This window comes from Mesorhizobium sp. B2-7-3 (assembly GCF_006440715.1).
GTDB classification, from domain to species: Bacteria; Pseudomonadota; Alphaproteobacteria; order Rhizobiales; family Rhizobiaceae; genus Mesorhizobium; species Mesorhizobium australicum.
This window is the reverse complement of sequence record NZ_VFTY01000002.1, coordinates 604,378-627,276: the sequence shown is the minus strand read 5'-3', so window position 1 is coordinate 627,276 and position 22,899 is coordinate 604,378. Positions and strand designations below refer to the sequence as shown.

General features: G+C 63.4%; 21 protein-coding genes. 8 read left to right on the top strand and 13 right to left on the bottom strand.

Annotation, left to right across the window (positions count from 1 at the left end; genetic code table 11):
* Positions 1-9 precede the first annotated feature (9 nt).
* From FJW04_RS07030 to FJW04_RS07010, 5 genes are all read right to left on the bottom strand, one after another.
* Positions 10-756 (bottom strand): sugar phosphate isomerase/epimerase, encoded by a 747-nt coding sequence (locus tag FJW04_RS07030; RefSeq protein ID WP_140713181.1) that lies wholly within the window; start codon positions 754-756, stop codon positions 10-12.
* A gap of 55 nt (positions 757-811) precedes the next feature.
* Positions 812-1,909 carry an ABC transporter ATP-binding protein gene (locus tag FJW04_RS07025; protein ID WP_140619015.1) on the bottom strand — a complete coding sequence of 366 codons (1,098 nt, stop codon included), beginning with the start codon at positions 1,907-1,909 and terminating at the stop codon, positions 812-814.
* A 5-nt stretch (positions 1,910-1,914) separates the two neighbouring features.
* Complete coding sequence (locus FJW04_RS07020) at positions 1,915-2,850, bottom strand: carbohydrate ABC transporter permease (protein ID WP_140713180.1); 936 nt, start codon at positions 2,848-2,850, stop codon at positions 1,915-1,917.
* Entirely contained in the window at positions 2,843-3,736 is an 894-nt protein-coding gene (locus FJW04_RS07015) for a sugar ABC transporter permease (protein WP_140713179.1), read from the bottom strand. Before FJW04_RS07015 ends, FJW04_RS07020 begins: the two co-directional genes overlap by 8 nt.
* Before the next feature lie 97 nt (positions 3,737-3,833).
* The gene (locus FJW04_RS07010) at positions 3,834-5,072 is read right to left on the bottom strand and encodes an ABC transporter substrate-binding protein (protein WP_015315675.1); all 1,239 of its coding nucleotides are present in this window, start codon (positions 5,070-5,072) and stop codon (positions 3,834-3,836) included.
* Positions 5,073-5,474: 402 nt separating this feature from the next.
* Here FJW04_RS07010 and FJW04_RS07005 point away from each other — a divergent pair, with 402 nt between their 5' ends.
* On the top strand, positions 5,475-6,524 hold the full coding sequence (locus tag FJW04_RS07005) for a LacI family transcriptional regulator (protein ID WP_041163318.1): 1,050 nt from the start codon (positions 5,475-5,477) through the stop codon (positions 6,522-6,524).
* Here the strand turns inward: FJW04_RS07005 and FJW04_RS07000 are convergent.
* Entirely contained in the window at positions 6,506-7,378 is an 873-nt protein-coding gene (locus tag FJW04_RS07000; protein ID WP_140713178.1) for an NAD(P)H-dependent oxidoreductase, read from the bottom strand. The genes FJW04_RS07005 and FJW04_RS07000 overlap by 19 nt on opposite strands.
* Positions 7,379-7,472: 94 nt before the next feature.
* Here FJW04_RS07000 and FJW04_RS06995 point away from each other — a divergent pair, with 94 nt between their 5' ends.
* Complete coding sequence (locus FJW04_RS06995) at positions 7,473-8,405, top strand: LysR family transcriptional regulator (RefSeq protein WP_015315672.1); 933 nt, start codon at positions 7,473-7,475, stop codon at positions 8,403-8,405.
* 49 nt (positions 8,406-8,454) lie between these two features.
* Here the strand turns inward: FJW04_RS06995 and gndA are convergent, their stop codons facing one another.
* From gndA to FJW04_RS06965, 6 genes are all read right to left on the bottom strand, one after another.
* Positions 8,455-9,879 (bottom strand): NADP-dependent phosphogluconate dehydrogenase, encoded by a 1,425-nt coding sequence (gndA, locus tag FJW04_RS06990; RefSeq protein ID WP_140713177.1) that lies wholly within the window; start codon positions 9,877-9,879, stop codon positions 8,455-8,457.
* A gap of 116 nt (positions 9,880-9,995) precedes the next feature.
* Positions 9,996-11,630: a copper resistance CopC/CopD family protein gene (locus FJW04_RS06985; protein WP_140713176.1), complete on the bottom strand. Its 1,635-nt coding sequence runs from the start codon at positions 11,628-11,630 to the stop codon at positions 9,996-9,998.
* Between the two features lie 52 nt (positions 11,631-11,682).
* The gene (locus FJW04_RS06980; RefSeq protein ID WP_140713175.1) at positions 11,683-12,201 is read right to left on the bottom strand and encodes a YcnI family protein; all 519 of its coding nucleotides are present in this window, start codon (positions 12,199-12,201) and stop codon (positions 11,683-11,685) included.
* A 38-nt stretch (positions 12,202-12,239) separates the two neighbouring features.
* Positions 12,240-12,782, bottom strand: a complete 543-nt coding sequence (locus tag FJW04_RS06975; protein WP_140713174.1) for a copper chaperone PCu(A)C — start codon at positions 12,780-12,782, stop codon at positions 12,240-12,242.
* Between the two features lie 94 nt (positions 12,783-12,876).
* A complete protein-coding gene (locus tag FJW04_RS06970) occupies positions 12,877-13,233 on the bottom strand; it encodes a DUF2946 family protein (RefSeq protein WP_140713173.1) in 357 nt (118 codons plus the stop codon).
* A 118-nt stretch (positions 13,234-13,351) separates the two neighbouring features.
* On the bottom strand, positions 13,352-14,254 hold the full coding sequence (locus FJW04_RS06965) for a GntR family transcriptional regulator (RefSeq protein ID WP_140713172.1): 903 nt from the start codon (positions 14,252-14,254) through the stop codon (positions 13,352-13,354).
* Between the two features lie 206 nt (positions 14,255-14,460).
* Here FJW04_RS06965 and FJW04_RS06960 point away from each other — a divergent pair, with 206 nt between their 5' ends.
* The 6 genes from FJW04_RS06960 (at position 14,461) to FJW04_RS06935 (ending at position 22,102) form a co-directional block, all read left to right on the top strand.
* Positions 14,461-15,966: an altronate dehydratase family protein gene (locus FJW04_RS06960; protein WP_015315665.1), complete on the top strand. Its 1,506-nt coding sequence runs from the start codon at positions 14,461-14,463 to the stop codon at positions 15,964-15,966.
* Positions 15,967-16,027: 61 nt separating this feature from the next.
* Positions 16,028-17,026: an aldo/keto reductase gene (locus FJW04_RS06955; RefSeq protein ID WP_015315664.1), complete on the top strand. Its 999-nt coding sequence runs from the start codon at positions 16,028-16,030 to the stop codon at positions 17,024-17,026.
* Positions 17,027-17,361: 335 nt separating this feature from the next.
* Entirely contained in the window at positions 17,362-18,354 is a 993-nt protein-coding gene (locus FJW04_RS06950) for an ABC transporter substrate-binding protein (protein WP_015315663.1), read from the top strand.
* Between the two features lie 151 nt (positions 18,355-18,505).
* Entirely contained in the window at positions 18,506-20,059 is a 1,554-nt protein-coding gene (locus tag FJW04_RS06945) for a sugar ABC transporter ATP-binding protein (protein WP_140618932.1), read from the top strand.
* A complete protein-coding gene (locus tag FJW04_RS06940) occupies positions 20,056-21,021 on the top strand; it encodes an ABC transporter permease (RefSeq protein WP_015315661.1) in 966 nt (321 codons plus the stop codon). Before FJW04_RS06945 ends, FJW04_RS06940 begins: the two co-directional genes overlap by 4 nt.
* A 64-nt stretch (positions 21,022-21,085) precedes the next feature.
* A complete protein-coding gene (locus FJW04_RS06935) occupies positions 21,086-22,102 on the top strand; it encodes a zinc-binding alcohol dehydrogenase family protein (RefSeq protein WP_015315660.1) in 1,017 nt (338 codons plus the stop codon).
* A gap of 2 nt (positions 22,103-22,104) precedes the next feature.
* On the opposite strand, the gene phnF is transcribed toward FJW04_RS06935, so the two are convergent.
* Positions 22,105-22,854, bottom strand: a complete 750-nt coding sequence (gene phnF / locus FJW04_RS06930) for a phosphonate metabolism transcriptional regulator PhnF (RefSeq protein ID WP_140618934.1) — start codon at positions 22,852-22,854, stop codon at positions 22,105-22,107.
* Positions 22,855-22,899 lie beyond the last annotated feature (45 nt).

Sequence of the window (22,899 nt, the reverse complement as noted above, 5' to 3'; positions counted from 1 at the left end):
TGGTTGTTCCTAGTAGCTCTTGACGGTTGCGATCGAGCGGCGGGCGAAGCGCTCGATGTCGTTGGGATTGTCCTGTTCCATGACAAAGTATTTCGCCGCGCTCTTGGCCCGCAGCACCTTGATCAGGCCGGCCCAATCGATCGTGCCGTGGCCGACATCCGACCAGCCATCCTCATCCAGCCCCTCGCCCGCCTTCGCCATGTCCTTGACGTGGACGGCGACGATGCGCTGGCCGTGCTTTTCGATCCAGGGCAGCGGATCGGAGCCGCCGCGCACCACCCAGGCGACGTCCATTTCCCAGCCAATATCGGGCGCGGACGACAAGATATGATCCTGCGGCACCGAGCCGTCGGCGAGTGCCTTGAACTCGAAATCATGGTTGTGCCAGGCGAAGCCATAGCCGGCCTTCGACGCGACCTCGCCGACCTTGGCCAGCCGCTCGCCGAAGCCGCGCCAGCCGGCGGCGTCGGATGGCCTGTCCTCGGCCATCAGATACGGACAGATCAAAAGCTTGACGCCGAGCGTTTCGGCGATCCGGCGCACACCGTCGAAATCATTCTCCAGCGCATCGATGGAAAAATGCCCGGTCGGCATGGCAAGGCCGTTCTTGTCGAGCTCGGCGCGGAAGGCCTTGGGATCGTCATAGACGCCGCCGAACCCTTCGACCTCGGCGTAGCCGAGCTTGCCGAGCATTTCGAGCACATCGGTCCAGGGCAAGAAATTGCGGGCGCTGTAAAGTTGGAATGACCAGTTCATCGTCTCTGTCCGTTCTGCTTGGGGATTGTCCTTGGGAGGATGGTTTTCTTGGGAGCTACATGCGGTTGCCGGATGGAGTATCGAACAGCGAGGCGCGGGCAGGATCAAAGCCGATCCGGATCGGATCGCCATTGCGCAGCGTTTTTTCCGCCTCGACACGGAAGGAAAAAATGCGGCCGCCGAGCTTCGTCCACACCAGCGTATCGGAGCCCATCGGCTCGACGATCTCGACGGCGGCATCGGTGGCGAAGGGCATGGAATTCGCGGCCTCGCCAAAGGCAACGTGCTCGGGGCGAATCCCGAACACGCAAGGCCCGCTCTTGTTGCCGGCGCCATCGAAGCCATAGCGCTCGAGCGGTATGGTCAAATCCCCGGTCTTGAACACCGCCGTCGTGCCGGTCTCCAGCTGCCCCTCGACGAAATTCATCGCAGGCGAACCGAGGAAGCCGGCGACAAACCGGTTGACCGGGCGGTTGTAGATGGTCTGCGGCGCGTCGAGCTGCTGGATGACGCCGCCCTTCATCACCGCGATGCGGTCGGCCAGCGTCATTGCCTCGATCTGGTCGTGGGTGACATAGATCATCGTGTTCTGCAGCTTGCGGTGCAGAAGCTTGATCTCGACACGCAGCTCCGAACGCAGCTTGGCATCGAGATTGGACAGCGGTTCGTCGAACAGGAAGACGTCGACATCGCGCACCAGCGCCCGTCCGATCGCCACGCGCTGGCGCTGGCCGCCGGAAAGGGCCGCCGGCTTGCGCTGCAGCAACGGCTCGATCTGCAGGATCTCGGCGGCGCGCGCGATGCGCTTGGCGATCTCGTCCTTGGCGATGCCGGCGACACGCAGCCCGAAGGACAGGTTCTTCTCCACCGTCATTTGCGGATAGAGCGCATAGGACTGGAAGACCATGCCGATGCCGCGGTCCTTGGGCTCTTCCCAGGTGACGTTCTTGCCCTTGATGAAGATGCGGCCTTCCGAAATGTCGAGCAGGCCAGCGATGCAGTTGAGCAAGGTCGACTTGCCGCAGCCGGAGGGTCCGAGCAGCACGATGAACTCGCCTTCGGCGACATCGAGATTGAGCGTCTGCAGCACCGAGACCGCGCCAAAGTTCAGCGACAGGTCCTGGATCGAAACGCTGGTGCCGTTCGCCGCCATCGCCATCACCCTTTCACCGCGCCGGCGGCGATGCCGCGCACGAACAATTTGCCGGAAATGAAATAGACGATCAGCGGCACCAACCCGGTCAGGATGGTGGCGGCCATGTTGACGTTGTATTCCTTCACGCCTTGCACCGAATTGACGATGTTGTTGAGCTGCACCGTCATGGGATAGGTGTCGGGACGGGTGTAGACGACGCCGAACAGGAAGTCGTTCCAGATGCCGGTCACCTGCAGGATGATGGCGACGACGAAGATCGGCAGTGACATCGGCAGCATGATGCGCAGGTAGATGCCCCAGAAGCCGGCGCCATCGACGCGCGCCGCCCGGAACAGTTCCTCCGGCATGGATGTGAAATAATTGCGGAACAGAAGCGTCAGGATCGGCATGCCGAAAATGGAATGCACGATCACCAGGCCGGTAAGGCTGCCATAGAGGCCGATCTCGCGCAGGATGATGACGATGGGATAGATCATCACCTGGTAGGGAATGAAGGCGCCGACGATCAGGATGACGAAGAAGGTGTCGGCGCCCTTGAAGCGCCAGTTGGCCAGCGCGTAGCCGTTCACCGAGGCGATTGCGATCGACAGGATCACCGAGGGAACGGTGATGCGCACCGAATTCCAGAACCCGCGCGAGAGCCCGTCGCAATTGAGGCCGGTGCAGGCCTGCGACCACGCCTTGACCCAGGGCTCGAAGGTGATCTCCAGCGGCGGCGAGAAAATGTTGCCGAGGCGGATCTCCGGCATGCCCTTCAGCGAGGTGACGACCATCACATAGAGCGGCAGGAGATAGTAGAGCGCCACCACGATGAGCGTGCCGTACAGGAAAATGTTACGGCGCGAGAACATGTGCCGCGGCTTTGGTCCGCTCGGGCCGGAGGCGCCAGCCCGGAGGTTTGACGACGTGGCGGACAAGGAGACGGCATGATCAGACACGCTTGCGGCCTCCGAATTCGAGATAGGCCCACGGCACGATGACGATCATCACCGACAGCAGCATCATGGTCGAGGCGGCAAAGCCCTGGCCGAGATTCTGGGCGAAGAACATGTAGTCGTAGACGTATTTGGCCGGCACTTCGGAGGCGATGCCCGGCCCGCCGCTGGTCTGCGCGACGACGAGGTCATAGACCTTGACGATGCCCGACGCGATGATCACCAGCGTGGTGATGAACACCGGCCGCATCATCGGGATGATGATGAAAAGATAAGTCTTCCACATGGGAATCCCGTCCACCCGTGCGGCCTTCCAGATGTCCTCGTCGATGCCGCGCAGGCCCGCCAGCATCAGGCACATGATCAGCCCCGTGCCTTGCCAAAGCGCCGCGATCGATATGCCGTAGATGACGATGCTGGAATTGTAGAGCGGATTGAAATCGAAGCTGGTCCAGCCAAGGCTTCGTACCACGCCCTGGACGCCGAAATCCGGATTGAGCAGCCATTGCCAGACAAGGCCGGTGACGATGAAGGAGAGCGCGAAGGGGTAGAGGAAGATGGTGCGGAACGTGTCCTCGAAACGGATCTTCTGGTCGAGCAGGGCCGCCAGCAGAAAACCGATCACCAGCGAGAACACCAGTGAGATCACACCGTAGATCAAGAGGTTCTCGATCGAAATCAGCCAGCGCGGCGTCGCCCACAGCCGGTAATACTGGTCGAACCCGACGAAATTCAGCCGCGGCAGCAGCTTCGAATTGGTGAAGGAATAGAGCACCGTCCACGCGGTGCCGCCGACAAAGACCACCATTGCGGTGAGGATCATCGGGATCGAAGCGACCTTCGCGTTGAGATTGCGGAAGAGTTGGCTCGGGCGTTCGCTCTTGCTCATCGGTACAGCCGTGCTGGATCGGATAAGGGCGGAAAGTCAGCACGCCTTGGCTCCCGGCCCTGTCTGGCAAGGTCGGGAGCGGACGGCTCGTCGGTCGTCAATCAGCCGAAGCGATGATGTCGGCGAAGCGCTTCTGCGCCTCTTCGAGGCTCATGTCGGGCTTGGCGAAGAACTCCGAGAACAGGTCCTCCTTCTGCTTCTGGCTGTCCTGCGAGAGCAGCTGGTCCGTCCATGGGATGACCGCGCCCTTGGCCAGGATAGCGAGGCCTTTCTTCATGCAGTCATTGGCCGCGTTGAGATCGACGTCGCCGCGCACCGGCAGCGAGCCCTTCTTGAGATTGAAGGCGACCTGGGTCTTGGGATCGAGCAGCGTCTCGGCCAGCACCTCCTGCGCCTTGGCCTTGTCGGCGTCCTTGAGCAGCGGAAAATAGAAGGCGTCGCCCCCTGTAGCGATGACCTCGTTCAGGCCGAGGCCGGGAAGGCAGGTGTAATCCTTGCCGGCGGTCTTGCCGGCGACCTGGAACTCGCCCTGCGCCCAGTCACCCATGATCTGGCCGCCGGCCTTGCCGGTGATGACCATGTTGGTGGCCTGGTTCCAGTCCTGCACATTCGTGTTCTTGGCCATCTTGCGCGCATCGTCGGCCGCCTTGAACACCTTGGCGACTTCAGGACCGGCTGCGAACTTGGCGTCCTTGTCCTTGTAGACCTTGAGGAAGGTGTCGGTTCCGCCGACCGCGGCAAGCAGCACGTCGAAGGCGCCCGATGCCTGCCAGGCCTGCCCACCGACCGCGAGCGGCACGATGCCTGCCTTCTCCAGCGCCGGAGCGGCGGCCACATACTCGTTCCAGTTCTTCGGCACCGGCACGCCGGCCTTCTCGAACGCCGCGTTCGACAGCCACAGCCACTGCCAGGAATGGATGTTGACCGGCACGCAATAGATCTTGCCGTCGATGGTGCAAGAATCGAGCAGGCTCTTGGGCCGTACCACTTCCGTCCACTTGCCCTTGGTGGCGACATCGGTGAGATCGCGCATCAGGCCAGCCTGAACCAGCTCTTCCGCTTGCCTGCCGTGATTGAACTGCGTGGCCCCCATCGGATCGCCGCCGGTGATGCGGCTGATCATGATCGGCCGCGCCGTGCCGCCGGATCCGGCGATGGCGCCGTCGACCCAGTGATTGCCGGTGGCGTCGAATGCCTTGGCGAGTTCGGCGACCGCCGCCGCCTCGCCGCCGGAGGTCCACCAATGGGTGACTTCCAGATCGGTCGCGGCCGCCGGCCCGGCAAAGTTGAGAGCAACCGTCGCGGCAAAGGCAGCGGTCAGGAATTTGTATCGCATTTCGGCTTCCTCCCAGAAATCTGAAACGTTACAGATTTTCGATACGGCAATTGAAGACCATACGCAACCCCTTCCGGCAGAATGTCACTTTGACATTTTTCGAGCTGCGAACAAAATCATCTCGCTGCCGCGGCATTGTGTGACGCAATATGCAAAACTGCACCGCTCTCTAGGTAAGAGCAGCAAGAAACTTGCCAAGAGCACGCTTCCCTCTGAATCCCAACGTTTTTTCGGCCTGCGGTTGACGGCGTCTTTTTGCGTCCGCCCGCGCCCGTTTACACCGATCGTGACAAACTGTAACGTTTCAGTATACTGCTTCCACTGCAGGTGACGCGCCATGGGGAGCGGCCGCAACATTGCCGGGCTGCCCGGCGGCTGCTATGCGCCTGATGGGCGGGACGGATGGACAAACAGCGCATGGCCAGGGATGACGGGGCGACGGCACAGGAGCGGCCGACGCTGAAGACGCTTGCCTTCATGACCGGGCTCGGCGTCACCACCGTCTCGCGGGCCTTGAAGGACGCGCCCGAGATCGGCGCCGAGACCAGACGCCGAGTCCAGCTCGTGGCCAAGCAGATCGGCTATCGGCCGAACCGCGCCGGGGTGCGCCTCAGGACCGGCAAGACCAATGTCATCAGCCTCGTGCTCAACACTGAGCACGAACTCATGAGCTTTGTCTCCGACATCATCTATGGCGTCACGGAAGTCATCGCCGACACGCCCTACCACCTGATCGTAACACCCTATTCGCGCTCGCAGGATCCGCTGGATCCGGTGCGCTATCTCGTGGAGACCGGCTCCGCCGACGGCGTCATCATTTCACGCACGCAGCCGAACGACCCCCGCGCCCGCTACATGCTGGAGCGCGGCATTCCCTTCGCGACCCACGGCCGCACCGATATGGGGCTCGTGCATCCCTATCATGATTTCGACAACTACGCCTTCGCGGCCGAGGCGGTGCGCCATCTCGCCGGCCTAGGCCGCCGCCGGCTCGCTTTGGTGACGCCGCCGGTGGGTTTGAGCTACTACCGCCACACGGTCGACGGCTTTGCCGATGCGCTGAGCGAAGTCGGCGCCAGCGAGGTGCCGTTCAACACCGTTTCGATCGACCATTCGATCGAACAGATCAGGACGAGGACCGCGCAGCTGATGCGGCGCGACATCAGGCCGGACGGCATCGTCAGCAGCGCCGCCGCCGCGACCCTCGCCATCGTCGCCGGCATCGAGGACGCCGGCCTCAAGCTCGGCCGCGACGTAGACGTGGTGTCGAAGCAGTCGTCGGAACTGCTGCATCTGTTCAGGCATGAATTGCTGGTCGTCAACGAAGACTTCCGCCTGGCCGGGTCCGAACTCGCCCGCTCGGTGCTCGGCTGGATCGGCGGCGCCGCGCCCGGCTCGCTGCAGAGCCTGAGCGAACCGAAGGGCGTCGTGGCCTATCGGCGCTCTGACTGAGCGTCTGCCCGGATCTGATCGGGCAAGTCCACATGCATCCCGTCAAACCAGGAACCGTTCTGGTCGGTAGCCCCGCGGTTCACATGAAGTCCGAAGCCGGTTGCTCCCGGATCGGCTAGTTCGGCACGAAGCCGCATGCTCGGGATCAGATAATCGCCACCATTCTGCCGCCGGTAGGGAATAGGCGCAGTGGTCGCCAGTGTCCGCATCCGTTCGCGCAGGCGCTCGGCGACAAGCTCGAAGCCAGCTGCATCGAGACGGTCCGCGCTGTAGATCACGAACGGCGGAAGCACGTCGTACCCCGGATAATAGAGAATTCCGTGATTGATCGGGAACAGCAGGTCGTCGATCGGTCCGTTGACGCCGCGCGGGGAATAATGATCCTCCCAACCGCCGGCTGTCACAATCAGCATCGCTCGCTTGCCCGCGAGTGTGCCCTCGCCGTACCGGTCACCCCATCGCTTGTCGCTATGTTCGCCGACGCCATAGGCAAAGCCGTAGGCGAAGACCCGATCGACCCAGCCTTTCAAAATCGCCGGCATGGTGAACCACCACAGCGGAAACTGCAGGATCAGCGCATCGGCCCAAAGCAGCTTCTCGATCTCGGTTTTGACGTCTCCGGTCAGCGCATTGGATTCGTATGCTTGTTTGGAGGCAGCCACCGGCACCAGCCGCGCGCCTGGCGAAAGCTCGGGGAAGTCAGCACGGTCGACCTCCGATTTCCAACCGTCCGCATAGAGGTCGGACACCCGAACCTCGTGGCCTTGAGCTGTGAGTTCCTTGACGGCGACGTCACGCAGCGTGCCGTTGAGCGACCGTGGCTCGGGATGGGCAAAGACAAGTAGGACTTTCATGATTCGTCGATCCTCTGTTGGAAACATTGACCTGAGATAGCCAACAGCCGCATCATCCGCTACATGTCGAGAATGCATAATATTCTGCCGATTAATGGATAAATCAGCTGTCACGCTCGAGCGCATGCGCACCTTTGTGCGCGTTGCTGAACGAGGCAGTCTGTCGGCGGTCGCGCGTGAACTCGGGATCGGCCAGTCGACAGTCACGCGCCATTTGAGGGAACTGGAGGAGGCCGTCGGCGTCGCCCTGCTCAGCAGGACCACCCGGCGTGTCACGATGACCGATGAGGGCAGCCGCTATTATGCAGACAGCGTGCAGATCCTGCGCCTTGTCGAACAGGCGGGCGACGAGGTTCGCGGCACGCGCGCGGCGCCCGCGGGCACGATCCGGCTCTCCTGCACCGCCGCCATTGGGGTGCTGCATGTCAGCCGGCTTATCTTCGCGTTTCAGGACCGCTATCGCGACATCGGCGTCGATCTCAGCCTCACCGACGAACGCATCGACCTCGTCATGGAAGGCGTCGACATCGCGCTTCGTCTCGGCCCGCTCACCGACAGTTCCATGAAATTGCGAGCGCTCGGCCAATCCCGGCGACTGCTCGTGGGGGCGCCCGACTATCTCGCTGAACGCGGCAGGCCTGAAGGTCCCGGGGACCTGGCCGATCACGAAGGTATCCGGATGTCAAACGTTGCCGGCAGCGACACCCTTGTGCTGCAAGGACCAGACGGCAACCGCCATACAGTGCCGTTTGCAGGGCGCCTCCGGGTCGACCACGGGCTTGCCGCACGCGAAGCCCTGCTCGCCGGACGCGGCATTGCGCCCGCCCACCAATGGCTTGTCGGCGATCTCCTGGCGTCCGGCCGGCTTGAAGCGATTCTGCCGGACTATGCGCTGCCTTCGGTTCCGCTCAGCATGCTGATCGTCCCCGAACGGGCGGGCATCGCCCGGGTCCGGCTGCTGGTCGATTTTCTTGCCCAACAGGTCGGCGGCATCCCCGGAATCGAGAAGCCACATGTGGAGCGGTGAGTATTCCGGCACGGCAGCCAAGCTAAGCCGGATGTCTTCATAGCGTGATCTAGCCAGCCGCGCCGCTGCCCCACGGTCCGTGGAACGCGCCCTGCTCGCCGATGCGCTCGAAACCATGCGCCCCGAAGAAGTCGCGCTGCGCCTGGATCAGGTTCGAGGTGCCGCGGCCCTGGCGGTAGCTGTCGAAATAGGCAAGAGCCGAAGACAGTGCAGGCACCGGCGCGCCGGCTTCGGAAGCCCTCGCCACGACGCGCCGCAGCGACGGATGCGCCTCCTGCATCAGGCTGATGAAGGCAGGCGCCATCAACAGGTTGGTGGAAGCGCCACCACTGAAAGCCTCGGCCATCGTGTCGAGCATCTGCGAGCGGATGATGCAGCCGGCGCGCCAGATCTTGGCGATGGTCGGCATCGGCAGGTTCCAGTTGAACTCCTTCGAAGCGCCGCTCATCACCGCGAAGCCCTGCGCGTAGGCGGCGATCTTGCCGGCGAACAGCGCCAGTTCGAGGTCTTTCAGCAGCGCGTCCTTGTCGCCGGAAATCCTGGTCACGCCGATATTGCCATAGGCCTTTTCCGCCGCCTGCCGCTCGTCCTTGATCGACGACAGCACGCGCGCCGCCACCGCCGCTTCGATCGCGGTTGCCGGAATGCCGAGCTGCTGCGCCTCGATGACGGACCATTTGCCGGTGCCCTTCTGGCCGGCGCGGTCGAGGATGATGTCGACCACCGGCTTGCCGGTCTTCGGATCGTCGGCGGCGAGCACCTTGGCGGTGATCTCGATCAGGTAGGAATTGAGCCGGCCCTTGTTCCAGTTGGAAAATACCGTGCCGATCTCCTTCGGCCCCATGCCCAGGCCGTCACGCAGGATGCCGTAGATTTCGGCGATCATCTGCATGTCGGCATATTCGATGCCGTTATGGATGGTCTTGACGAAATGCCCGGCGCCGTCGGTGCCGAGCCATGCGGCGCAAGGTTCCTCCTTGAACTTGGCGGAGATCGCGGTCAGCACCTTCTCGACGCGCTTCCAGGAGTCTTCCGTGCCGCCGGCCATGATCGAGGGTCCGTGGCGCGCGCCCTCCTCGCCGCCGGAGACACCCATGCCGATGAAGGTCAAACCCGAGCCAGAGAGCTCGGAGAAGCGCCGCATCGTATCGCGGAAATTGGCATTGCCGGCATCGATGACGATATCGTTGTCGGACAGCACGCCACGCAACGCTTCGATCTGCTCGTCGACCGGCTTGCCGGCCAGCACCATGATGATGATCGGACGCGGCGGCCGGATCGCGGCGGCAAGTTCCTCCAGGCTGTAGCAGGGGACGACCATGTCCCTGAGCGCGCCGGAATTCTCGACGAAAGCGTCGGTGCGTGCCCTTGTGCGGTTGAAGACGGCGATGCGGTGCCCGTGCTCGGCGATGTTCAGCGCCAGGTTGGAGCCCATAGTGCCAAGGCCGATCAGGCCGATTTCGGCTTTTTCCATCGTTTCTTCCCTGCTTTCGGATCTGGTGTTTTCGAGCTTGCGCTCATTGTTGCTTGAATGATTGACGGCCCTTCAGGCCCGCGTCAACCGCCTCGCCCAATTGTGTGGCTGGGACGTTACGGTCTGATGTCGACCGGCGCCTCGATCTTCACCATCTCGAAGTCCGAGACCAAGATGTCTATGCGCACCATCCAGCGGCCGGGTACCGGGATGATGAGGTTGTCGACACGCCAGCTGCCGTCGCCGGGCCTGGTCGCCGCGCGCTTCAGCGGTTCGATGCCGGAATCGGGCTTCGACAGCACCAGCGTCACCTCCTTGGCGTCGAGCGGTCCGAAATCGCCGGTCATGATGATCATCGAGGCGACCACCGGCCCCGCATGGCCTGGCGTGATGCTGAGATCGGCCATCGCCTGCAGCGCGTGGATGTGGACCGAAACTGGCTGCGCCGCCGCGATCGCCAGTGCTCGTGGCGGCGGCGTGAAGCGCCAGCCCGCGGCGACCCCGAAGATCGCCAGCACGATCAGCACTTCGACGCCGACCGAGCGGGTGAGCCTGCGTTGCACCTCGGTCGCTCCCGCCTCGGCCGAAGCGGTGAGCTTCCAGCGATTGACGGCAGCGAGCGTGAACAGGAAGACCAGCAACGCGAGCTTGACCAGCAGCAGCCGGCCATAGGCTGTGTCGGCCAGCGCCGAGGGTATCTGCACCTGGATTACGGCCAACACGATGCCTGCCGCGGCAAGCAAGGCCACCACAGGCAGGATTGCCCATGAGAAGTGGTGCAGGAATTCGACCGCGCCCGCCGCTTGACGCTTCAGCGCGAGACCGAGCGGCACCAAGGCGCCGGCCCAGAAAGCGATGCCGACGCCATGCACGAAGACCAGCGGCCGTGTCAGCCATTGCGGCTCGGCCGCACTGGCATGGCCGCTGGCGGCGAGTGCGACGCCGACGCCAGCCAGTCCGGCAAGGGCAAGCGGCCTGGCGGCCGCGCGCGGTCCGGCCAGCGACAGCAGGCCAAGTCCCAAGGCGACCAGGGCGATCAGCACCGTCCAGCCGAAGCTGGTGCCGAGCCCGGTGCGCCAGATCACCGGCTGCGCCAGATGGGAGAGCGGCGCCCCCAGCGCATCGAGACCCTGAAAGCCCAGCGACAAGGGTGCCGCCACCAGCCCGCACAAGATCGCGGCCGCGACAAAGCGCTGGCCGGCACGGCCAGCCCCGGCCAGCCAGGCAAAGGCGAACGCGCCGCCAATGCCGAGGAAAAGGCCTATGTAGAGAAAAACCTTGCCGATCCAGATCGCCGACCGCAGTGGCCAGTCAATCGCCTCGGAGACGGCCGGCGGCTCGCTTGGCGCGCCGATGGAAAACAGCAGCGAGCCGCCGACCGGATGGCCGTCGGCGGAAATGACACGCCAGCTCAGCACATGCGTGCCGGATTTGAGCGCCCGCGGATTGTCGATCTCGACCGTCTGGTCGCCGAGACGGAAGTCGGTCAGCGGAACCGGGGTGCCGTCGGGCATCACCAACGTCAGCACCAACGGCGAGACCGGCTCGCTGAAGGTCAGCGAGAACCGCGCTGGCGCCTGCGCCAGCACCACACCGTCGGCCGGATCGGTCTTGATCAGCGCCGCATGGGCAAGGGCCGGGCTTGTCGAGGCCATGACGATGAACGCCATGGCCGCGGCGAGCAGCCCGCCGGCAATCCAGCCGACGAGCTTGCTGTTCGTATCGGCTATCCAGGAAGGTATTGCGATCATGCCATGCCATGGGGATGCGGCGCTCCGACAAGCAGAGCGCCAAGGAGAAAAGCTATTTCTTCGGCGTGAGCTTGATGCCGGGCGCCGGGTTCTCCAGCGCGTCCTCATCCTGTCCGGCCGCCGGAATCTCGATCCAGCGGGCGGCGGCATCGCCGCATTCCTGCACCACCGGGAAGTACAGCTTCTGGCCGACGGGCAGGTCGGCCGTCAGCGTCGCGCGGAAGACGAACTCGTCGTAGAATTCATCCGGCAAATTGCCGCCGCTCCAGTCGACTTCCTTGACCCCATCGGCAACCGCCTGACCATAGAGCTGGTAGGATTTTTCATATTTGCCCTTCTTGGCCTGCAGCGTCCAGCCTGGCTTCGGCATCGGCTTCACCGCGATCACCCCTTCCGGGATCTGCACGCGCACGGCCGTCGTGGCCTTGCCGTCGCAGCCATGTGGCACGCGCAGCACAGCCTTGTAGGTCGAGCCGACTGCCGCCTCCTGGGTCTCCAGCGTGATGTGCGCGAAGGCGGCATTTGTCCCCAGCACGAGAAACGCTCCGGCCGCCAAAAGATATTTGTTCATGATGGTCCCTCTGATTTCAAAATTGGTGATCGGCGCGATCAATTGGCGTGGTCGTCCATGCCGCCCATTTCGCCCATGCCTTCGACGGCGAACTCGATATTGACCGTGCCGGCCTTCTCGAAGGTCAGCGTGGCGGCGAATTTTTCACCCTGCTTGGGTTGCCGCTTCAGGCCGATGAACATCAGGTGGTAGCCTCCCGGCGCCAGCGCGACCTTGCCGCCTGCCGGGACTTCCAGGCCACCATCCACCGGCCGCATGGTCATGACGCCGTCCTTGACGCCCATTTGATGCAGCTCGGCCTTTTCCGAGACGTCGGAGGAAATCGACAGCAGCCGGTCTGGTGTACTGCCCTTGTTGACGATGGTGAAATAGCCGCCGGCCACCTTGGCGCCGGCTGGCGTGGCGCGCGACCAGGGGTGTTCGATTTCGAGATCGCCGACCTTGAATTCATGCGCCAGGACGGCCTGGGCGCCCAGGAAGACAAGCGCGAGGGCTAACGCGGCAATGCCGAGATCGGCTTTGAAGCGAGACAGGGTGCGGCCGAACACAGTGCCTGCCGATATGCGGAAAGAATGGGACATGGTTGCTCCATGACGTGATGATCGCGCCGTCGCCGGTCGCGAATGTTTGATCTTGGATGAGTACGCTCGCGAAACGTTCCGCAAGCAAGCAGGCTCAAGCCGCGAGTGGCGGCGCGCGCGGATTCGATGGGGAGCGTTCGCGGGCGAAGTCGAGATGCGTGGTCGCCGGGAAGACGAAGGCGACGGTCTCGAAGGAAAGGGACGCAAGCGCAAGCCCGGCATCGGCCGGCGGCGCATAGGCCGGCGAAAACATGCTGCAGCCGAGTGTGCAGCAGGCCGGCGGATGGGACGGGTGCTGGTCGCCACCGGGAAGCTGTGTGGCGCCATCATGGGTACAGATCACGTTGCCGAAGGCATCGAGCTGCGCGGTATCGGGCCTGATGCTGAAGGCGAACGTACCAAGTGTCGACTGGAGCAACAGCAGACAGGCCGCGACAAGCGCGACCGGCATGCTCCAGCGTCTCTCCCGGCGGTTCACCATTTGCCTCTTCAAACGATCGATGACTATCCCTACCACGGCAGCCAGAGGTCGAAAATCGGCAATTCCATGCTGCGGCAACACGGCAGGATCAGTTCTTTTGAGATGGCCGGCTTTCCGGGATGGAGGTCAGCAATGTCTGGCGGGCCGACTTCAGGTGCTTGCGGCAGGCGGCATCGACCTTGCCGAGATCGCGCGACTTGAGCGCCTCGATATAGGCCAGATGCTCGCCGATCGCGACTTCGTTGCGCTCGCGTTCCTGCGCCTTGTTCCACTGGTAGTGGTAGTGGAAGATCATGGCGATGACGTCGTAGAAATCGACGATGAAGCGGTTGCGTGAGGCGCGATGAATGAGCCGGTGCAAGCGCTCGTCCAGCTCCGAGAACTCATTGAAACGCGTCGCGATCTCGCGTGCCAGAACGCGGTGTTCCCCTTCCAGCCGATCGAGATCGCTCCATACCGGACTGTCCTGCGGCAGCGCGGTGAAGGCGGCGGCCGAGCGCAATTCGAACATTTCGCGGATCTCGGTCAGTTCCAGCGCGAAGGCCCGCGTGAAGCCTTTCAGCACCCAATGGCTGTTGCGGCGTTTTTCGATCAGGCCGAAGCGGGAGAAGCGGATCAGGAACTCGCGTACGCTGGTGGTGCCGACGCCGATCTCGCGCGCCAGTTCGAGCTCGTTGATCTGCATGCCGGCCTCGGCGCCGCCGGCCAGCAGCCTGCGCATGAACGACCGTTCGATGATCTCGGCCAGCGTGTCGGTCTCTTCCTCGGGAAAGAAATCATCCGCACGTGGATCGCGCAGCACCGTCTTGGCGCGCTTGTTCCAGGCGATCAACCCGGTTTCTTCCATGCGCGCCAGGATGCTGCGCACGGTCGTGCGGCTGACTCCCAGCAAGGCGCCAAGTTCCGGTTCCGAGGGCAGGCTGCGCGTCTCATCGAGCAGCCTCAGACAACGGTTATAGGCGTCCTTGTAGACGTTGTTGCTCTTCGACATCCCCTGACCCGTTGCACGCCAGCGCTTGCGGCGGCCGGCTTGAAGCGCAATATGACGTTCCATCGTCTGCAGCGCCACCACTTACCCAGGGCGGAACCGCCGTGAAAAAACAATTGACGCAAAACTGTTTTTTCACGATAAAAGACATTAACTCTTAACAGGCGCGTGTCAATCCGCGCATCCCAGGATCACCCAGGAAACCGCCCGTGAACGTCTCGAATACCATTCTTCTGTCCCCCGCCGACAATGTCGCCGTTGCCAATGGGCGCATCGAGATCGGCACCGCGCTGCCGGGTGGCGCGCTCGCTGCCACCGTCATCGAGCCCGGCCACAAGGTGGCGATCAAGCCGATTGCCGCGGGTGAAGCCGTGGTCAAATACGCTCAGGCGATCGGTCGCGCCACGCAGGACATCGCGCCCGGCGAGCATGTCCATTCGCACAATCTGGTCTTCGAGGCCGGCCGCCTCCCCGTGGTGCCGCCAAGCGAGGCCGAGCATGCGACGGAAGCGGACCGCGCCCGGACATTCATGGGCTATCGCCGCGCCGACGGCCGCGCCGGCACGCGCAACTTCATCGGCATCATCGCCAGCGTCAATTGCTCGGCCACCGTCTGCCATTCGATCGCCGACACCGCCAACCGGACCCTTTTGCCGAAATATCCCGGGATCGATGGCTTCGTGCCCATCGTCCATGGCCAGGGCTGCGGCATGAGCGGCACCGGCGACGGCATGATGGTGCTGCACCGCACGCTGGCCGGCTATGCCCGCCACCCGAATTTCGGCGGCGTGCTGATGGTCGGGCTCGGCTGCGAGGTCAACCAGCTCACGCTTTACGGCCAGAAGGGTGCCGCCGCCGGCAAGCGCCACTTCAACATCCAGGATGCCGGCGGGTCGCGCAAATCGGTCGAAAAGGCGATGGGCGTGCTGGCCGAGATCGCCGAGGAAGTCGGTCAGTTGAAGCGCGAGCCGATCCCCGTCAGCGAGATCGTCGTCGGCCTGCAATGCGGCGGCTCCGATGGCATGTCGGGTATCACCGCCAATCCGGCGCTGGGTGCGGCCGTCGACATCCTCGCTGGCGTCGGCGGCATCGGCATCCTCTCCGAGACGACGGAAATCTATGGCGCCGAGCACCTGCTCGCCTATCGCGCCGCAAGCCCCGAGGTCGCCAAGAAGCTCGATGGCTACGTGAAATGGTGGGAGGATCACGTCGCCAAGCATGGCGCCTCGATCGACAACAATCCGTCGCCTGGCAACAAGCGCGGCGGCCTAACCACCATCCTGGAAAAGTCGCTGGGCGCGGTCGCCAAGGGCGGCCAGACGCCGCTCAACGGCGTCTTCGGCTACGCCGAGAAAGTCACCGGCAATGGGCTGGTGTTCATGGATACGCCCGGCTACGACCCGGTCTCTGCCACCGGTCAGGTCGCGGGCGGCGCCAATGTCATCGTCTTCACCACCGGCCGCGGCTCCTGCTTCGGCTGCCGGCCGACCCCCTCGATCAAGGTCGCCACCAACTCGACCATGTATCACCAGATGGAAGAGGACATGGACGTCAATTGCGGCGTCATTGCCTCCGGCGAAAAGACCATCGCCGGCATGGGCCGGGAGATCTTCGAACTAATCGTCGAGACGGCTTCGGGCCGCAAGACCAAGAGCGAGGATTTTGGCTACGGGGACAACGAATTCGTGCCCTGGCATCTCGGCGCGACGCTCTGATTTCGATTGATGTCTGATAGACTGCCCGGCCGGACAAGTGGCCGGGATAGGGAGGTTGCGCATGGAAAAACGCCGCATCGGCCAGACCGCGTTGGAGGTCACCGAAGTCAGTTTCGGAGGCGCCGCGATCGGCGGCCTCTACCGGGCGTGTTCGCGCGAAGCGGCAATGGAAACGCTGCAGGGTGCCTGGGAGGCGGGTCTGCGCTATTTCGACACCGCGCCCTTCTACGGTTTCGGCCTGTCGGAACGGCGCTTCGGCGATTTCCTGCGCTACAAGCCACGTGATTCCTATGTGCTGTCGACTAAGGTCGGCCGCCTGCTTCACCCGGTGCCCGAAGATCAGGTGCCAGACCACTCCTATGTCGATCCGCTGCCCTTCGCGCTGGACTACGACTATTCCTATGACGGCATCATGCGCTCGGTCGAGTTCAGCTATGCGCGCCTTGGGCTAAACAGGATAGACATCCTGTTTGTCCACGATATCGGCGTTTACACGCACGGTGTCGAGAAAACCAAATTGCACTTTCGCCAGTTGATGGACGGCGGCCTCAAGGCGCTCGAGGAGCTGAAGCGGGCCGGCACGATTTCCGCCTACGGGCTCGGCGTCAATGAAGTCCAGATCTGCCTCGACGTGATGCGCCGCGCGCCGCTCGACTGCATCCTGCTCGCCAGCCGCTATTCCTTGCTCGACCGCAGCGCGGAAGCCGAATTGCTGCCGCTGTGCCGGGCGCAACGGACCTCGCTTGTCATTGGCGGGGTTTTCAACTCAGGCATATTGGCGACCGGGCCGGTGCAAGGGGCGCATTTCGACTACCAGCCCGCCAGCCGCGATGTTCTCGACCGTGTCGACGCCATGGAGAAGATCGCCGCTGAAGGTGGCTACCCGCTGCCCGCCGCCGCGTTCCAGTTTCCTTTGCACGAACCCGCGGTCGCCACTGTGCTGACCGGTACCGCAAAATTGGCAAACCTGACGCGCAACCTCGAACTGCTCGATATCGACGTGCCGGAGACGGACTATGCCAGGTATCGTCCCTACACGGTGGTGCAGGAACTGCATTGAAGCGCATCGTCGCGATGTGCACGGGCGCGCGACCCGCCTTCACGATGTCGCGATCCAGAGAAGAATGAACATTCCATGTTGACTGATCTATGGAATTAATATTCCATACCTTCACAGAACGGAAACGGGAGCGCCTGACCGCGACAAGGGAGAGCCGCCGCTGGGGAGTCATTGTCGGGCAGTTGGAAGAACTGGCTGAAACACCGCTTGCATCGGCTGGATCGATGCACTATCAAAACGGTGCAACTGTTTTTTATTGATAAAGTTCTGTTTGGGCCACGCCTATCCGGACGGAGCTTCCGTTAACGTTCACCGGGCGACTTAGGGAGGATCCTATGAAATTCGTGACCAGCATTCTCAACCGCCGCGCCGTCATGGCCCTGGCGGCAGCATCGATGCTCACCGGCGTCATGCATACCGCACCGGTTTCGGCGGCGGATGTGACCATCCCGATCATTGTCAAGGACACCACGTCCTTCTACTGGCAGATCGTTCTGGCCGGCGCCCGCAAGGCCGGCAAGGATCTCGGCATCAACGTGCCGGAACTCGGCGCCCAGGCCGAGACTGACGTCAACGGCCAGGTCTCGATCCTCGAGAACGCCGTCGCCAGCAACCCGGCCGCGATCGTGATCGCGCCCACCGAGTTCAAGGCGCTGGGCAAGCCGATCGATGAAGCGGCCGCCAAGGTCAAGGTCATCGGCATCGACTCCGGCGCCGACTCCAAGGCCTTCACCTCGTTCCTGACCACCGACAACGTGCAGGGCGGACGCGTCGCCGCGGACGGCCTTGCCGCCGCCATCGGCGCCGCCAATGGCGGCAAGATCGAGGGCGACGTCGCCCTGATCACCAACGCTCCCGGCGCCGGCTCGCTCGAACAGCGCAAGCAGGGCTTCACCGAGCAGCTCAAGGCAAAATATCCCGGCCTGAAGCTGGTCGCCGACAAATACGCCGACGGCCAGGCCACCACCGGACTCAACATCGCCACCGACCTGATCACCGCCAATCCGAACCTCAAGGGCATCTTCGCCTCCAACCTGATCATGGCGCAGGGCGTCGGCCAGGCCGTCGCCGAGAACAACCTTGGCGGCAAGCTGGCGCTGGTCGGCTTCGACAGCGACGAGAAGCTGATCAAGTTCCTCAACGACGGCGTCATTTCCGCCCTCGTCGTCCAGGATCCCTACCGGATGGGCTATGACGGCATCAAGACCGCGCTCGCCGCCTCGAAGGGCGAAAAGGTCGAGGCCAATGTCGACACCGGCGCCAATCTGGTGACCAAGGCCAATATGAAGGACCCCAAGATCGACGCGCTGCTCAATCCCAAGCTCTAAGCAGCCGGCGTTCAAAACCGCTTCCGGGGCCAGAGGCCCCGGAAGCATCCGCCGCCAAAGCGGCTTGGCGATCAGCCCGTTTGGCCTTCGCCTGAAAGACGACCGCAGCCTCGCCGAATGCCAACCGCGAGGCCAATCTGGGAGGATTGTCATGACGCCGACGGCGCAGGAACTGCATCCGGCCCCCGTGCTGGAACCCGGCAGGACCATCCTCGAACTGCGCGGGCTGGAAAAACGCTACCCCGGCACCCATGCGCTGAAGCCGGTCAATCTCGCCTTCAAGTCAGGCGAAATCCACGCCATCGTCGGCGAGAACGGCGCCGGCAAATCGACCCTCATCAAACTCCTGACCGGCGTCATGCCGCGCACCTCTGGCGAGGTCCTCTGGGAAGGCCAGCCGGCAGCCCTGGCGACGCCGCATGAAGCGATGGCGCTCGGCATCAATGCCGTGCACCAGGAAGTCGTGCTGTGCCGTCACCTGACGGTCGCCGCCAACATGTTCCTTGGCGAGGAAAATTCCCGTTTCGGCATCCTGCAGCAGCGCGCCATGGTCAGGGAAGCGCAGACGATCATCGACGATCTCGGCTTCGACCTGCCGGCGCATGTCGTGCTGGGTGATCTCACCATCGGCCAGCAACAGCTGATCGCCGCTGCCCGCGCCACGGTGCGCGGCACCAAATTCCTGATCTTCGACGAACCCACGGCCTACCTCACCCGCAAGGAGGCCGACCAGCTTTTCACGCTGATCCGGCGCCTGAAGGGTGAAGGCGTGACGATCATCTACATTAGCCATCGCATGGAGGAAGTCTTCGAACTCGCCGACCGGGTTTCCGTGCTGCGCGACGGCACGCTGGTCGGCACACGCAATATCGCCGAGACCAATGATGCCGAGCTGGTCAAGATGATGATCAACCGCTCTATCGAACAGGTCTATCACAAGGAGCATTTCACGCCGGGCGCTCCGATCGTCGAAACAAGGAACCTGTCGGGCAAAGGCTTCGAGAACATCTCGATGACGGTGCGTGCCGGTGAGATCGTCGGCCTCTACGGACTGATCGGCGCCGGCCGCAGCGAGTTCGTCACCTCGCTCTATGGACGTCACAAGAAGTCGGCCGGCCAGATCCTGTGGGAAGGCAAGGACGTCCAGATCAACTCCGAGCACGACGCGATCAAGCTCGGCATGGCACTGGCGCCGGAAAGCCGCCGCGACCAAGGCCTTTGCCTCAATTTGCCGGTTGGCCTCAACCTCAATTTGCCGATCTACAAGCGCATCTCCAGCAATCTGTTGATCTCGAATGCGAAAGAGAAGGCCGAGGCCGACCGTCAGATCGCCGGCCTGAGGATCAAGACGCCGACGCGCGGGGCGCTGGCGTCGAGCCTTTCGGGCGGCAACCAGCAGAAGATCGTCATCGGCAAATGGCTGGCGCACGGCGCCAAGCTGTTCATCTTCGACGAACCGACGGTCGGCGTCGATGTCGGCACCAAGGCGGAGATCTATCGCCTGTTCGGCGAGCTGTTGTCGAAGGGCGCCGGCATCATCCTGATCTCGTCCTATTTGCCGGAGGTCTACGAACTGGCCGACACGCTGCACGTGTTCCGGCGCGGCAAGCTGGTGGCCACGCACGGGTTCCATACCGCCAGTCACGAGGACATTCTCACGCAGGCGCTCGCCGAGAAACAAGAAAAACTGGGAGGACAGACATGAGCATCGAGGCGATCCCCGCCGAAAAACCGAAGCGCAACTACAACGTCCTGTTCGGGCTGACGCTGCTGGCGCTGCTGGTGCTGCTCTGGATCGTCCTGTCCCTGGCGACGCCAAGCTTCGCCTCGGGTAACAACATCGCCAATCTTCTGCGGCAGGGCTCGATGATCGCCATCATGGCGGTCGGCCAGACCTTCGTCATCATCACCGGCGGCATCGATCTGTCGGTCGGCGCGGTGGTCGGCTTCGCCACCGTCGTCGTCGCCATGCTGATCAATGCCGGCGTTCCGATCGCGGTCGCCATCCTGATCACCTTGCTCGTCGGTGTCGCCATCGGCCTTTTCCATGGCTTCGGCATCGTCAAGATGGGCTTGCCGCCGTTCATCATCACGCTGGCGACGCTGACCTCGCTGCGCGGCATCGGCCTTTTGATGACCAACGGCAACTCGATCAACATCAACAGCGACAGCTTTACCGCCTTCTCGCGCAATTCCTTTATCGGCATCCCCAATTTGTTCTGGATGGTGATCCTGGTGGGTGTGCCCGCCTATGTCTTCCTGCATCACAGCCGTTGGGGCCGCTACCTCTTTTCGGTCGGCTCCAACGCCGAGGCCTCGCGCCTGTCCGGCGTCAATGTCCAGCGCACCATCTACATGGCTTATACGCTGTCCGGCCTGTGCGCGGCCTTCGTCGGCGTGCTGCTCGCCGCCCGCATCGGCATCGGCAACCCGACCCAGGCCGAGGGCTGGGAACTGCAGGCGATCGCCTCTTCGGTCATCGGCGGCACCTCGCTGTTCGGCGCGGTCGGCTCGGTGCACGGGCCGCTGCTTGGCGCCTTCATCCTGGCCACCATCAACAACGGCGCCAACCTGCTCAACGTCAACTCGTTCTGGCAGCGCATCATCACCGGCGCGCTGATCATCATCATCGTCTACTTCGACGGACTGCGCCGCCGCGGCAAATGACGCATTCCAATCGATCGCCGGCCTGGCGCGGGCCGGCGATTTCTTGAACAGACTGGATCAAAGCATGAAAGCCGTCGTCTGCCGCTCGCCCGGCGACCTTGTTGTCGAAGACCACCCGGCTCCCGGCGCCCCGCCTCCCGGCTGGGCCCTGGTGGCGGTCAGTCATGTCGGCATCTGCGGCACCGACTACCATATCTTCGAGGGTAAGCACCCTTTCCTCGCCTATCCCCGCATCATGGGCCATGAAGTCTCCGGCACAGTGACCGAGCGGGGCGAAGGCGTCGACCTCGCCCTTGGCGAACCGGTGATCATCAACCCCTACCTTTCCTGCGGCAAATGCATCGCCTGCCGGCACGGCAAGCCCAATTGCTGTGTCAGGATCGAAGTGCTCGGCGTGCACCGCGACGGCGCGATGTGCGAACAGATCCTGGTGCCGGCTAAGAATCTCTATCCCACCAACGGCCTGTCGCTCGCCGACGCCGCCGCCGTCGAATTCCTGGCCATCGGGGCGCATGCCGTCCGGCGCGCCCGGGCCGAGCCTGGCGCCCGCACCCTGGTCATCGGCGCCGGCCCGATCGGGCTCGGCACCGCCATCTTCGCCCGCATTGCCGGGTTGGATGTGACACTTCTCGATATGAGCACCGAAAGACTGGTCTTCGCGGCGAGTGAACTCGGCTTTTCGATTCTCGACGGCTCGCAAGGACCCGTGTCCGATCTGGTGCGTGATGCGACCGACGGCGAAGGCTTCGACGTAGTCTTCGACGCCACCGGCAACACGCGATCGGTTCAATCGGCCTTTGCCCACGTCGCGCATGGCGGAGCGCTGGTGCTGGTCAGCGTCGTCAAGGACGATATTGTTTTTTCCGATCCCGAGTTCCACAAGCGAGAAATGACATTGATCGGCAGCCGCAATGCGTTGCGCGCCGACTTCGACCATGTCGCGGCCTCGATCCGCAATGGTGCCGTGCCGTTGGCCAAGCTTGTCACCCACCGCACCACGCTGGCCGATACGCCAGGAGATCTCGCACGCTGGGCGCATGAAAAGTCGGGCCTGATCAAGGCCGTGATCGAGATCGGATAGCCCTACAGCGCCGACAGCTTCAACTCCACCCGCTCGGCCGGAAAACGCGACTCCGAAAACTGGATCGGCTGGCCGTCGGGTGTGACGTTGACCGCAACCGTGACCAGCACGATGGCGCCCGGCTGCAGATCGAGATCGGCGAGATCGGCGGCGTCGGCATGGCGCGCCGAGAGCACGGTCGATTGCCTGAGATAATCGTCGATACCGAAACGTGCGAGCGAGGCGGTGATAGAACCGGTTTGCGCCATCGCCTTGTCGATGCCGGCAAAGCGCCGGGCATCGAACCATCCAGCGGCGCGCGACACTGGCCGTCCGTCAGCCTCGCCGCGTGTCTCCAACCGGATCACCTCGGCACCCCGGGCAAGGCCAAGGCCTTCGGCCACGCGCTGGCTGGCGGGCTCGACCGACGAAGCGAGCAGCACGACGTGCCGTTCCGACGTCTGCCCCTGCAGGCCAGTCGAAAAGCGTGTCCGCGCGCCAATCGGATACGACAGCCGCTTGCGTGACAGGACGAAGGTGCCGCGCCCCTGTTCGGCCCGCAGCACGCCCTCCTGCACAAGGGCCGATATGGCGCTGCGTACGGTGTGACGGTTAACGCCGTAGCGCTCGGCCAGCGCGACTTCGGGCGGCAGCGCGGCATTTTCGGCGAAATCGCCGGCGGCAATCGATTGCAGGATCCTGTCGGCGATCTGGCGCCACAATGAGACGCCGCTGCGTCGCTCGATGCTGTCGGCCACATCATGCTCGATCATGTTTTGCCCCCCGGCCTGTCACGCACCCGTCATGGACTCGCGTTA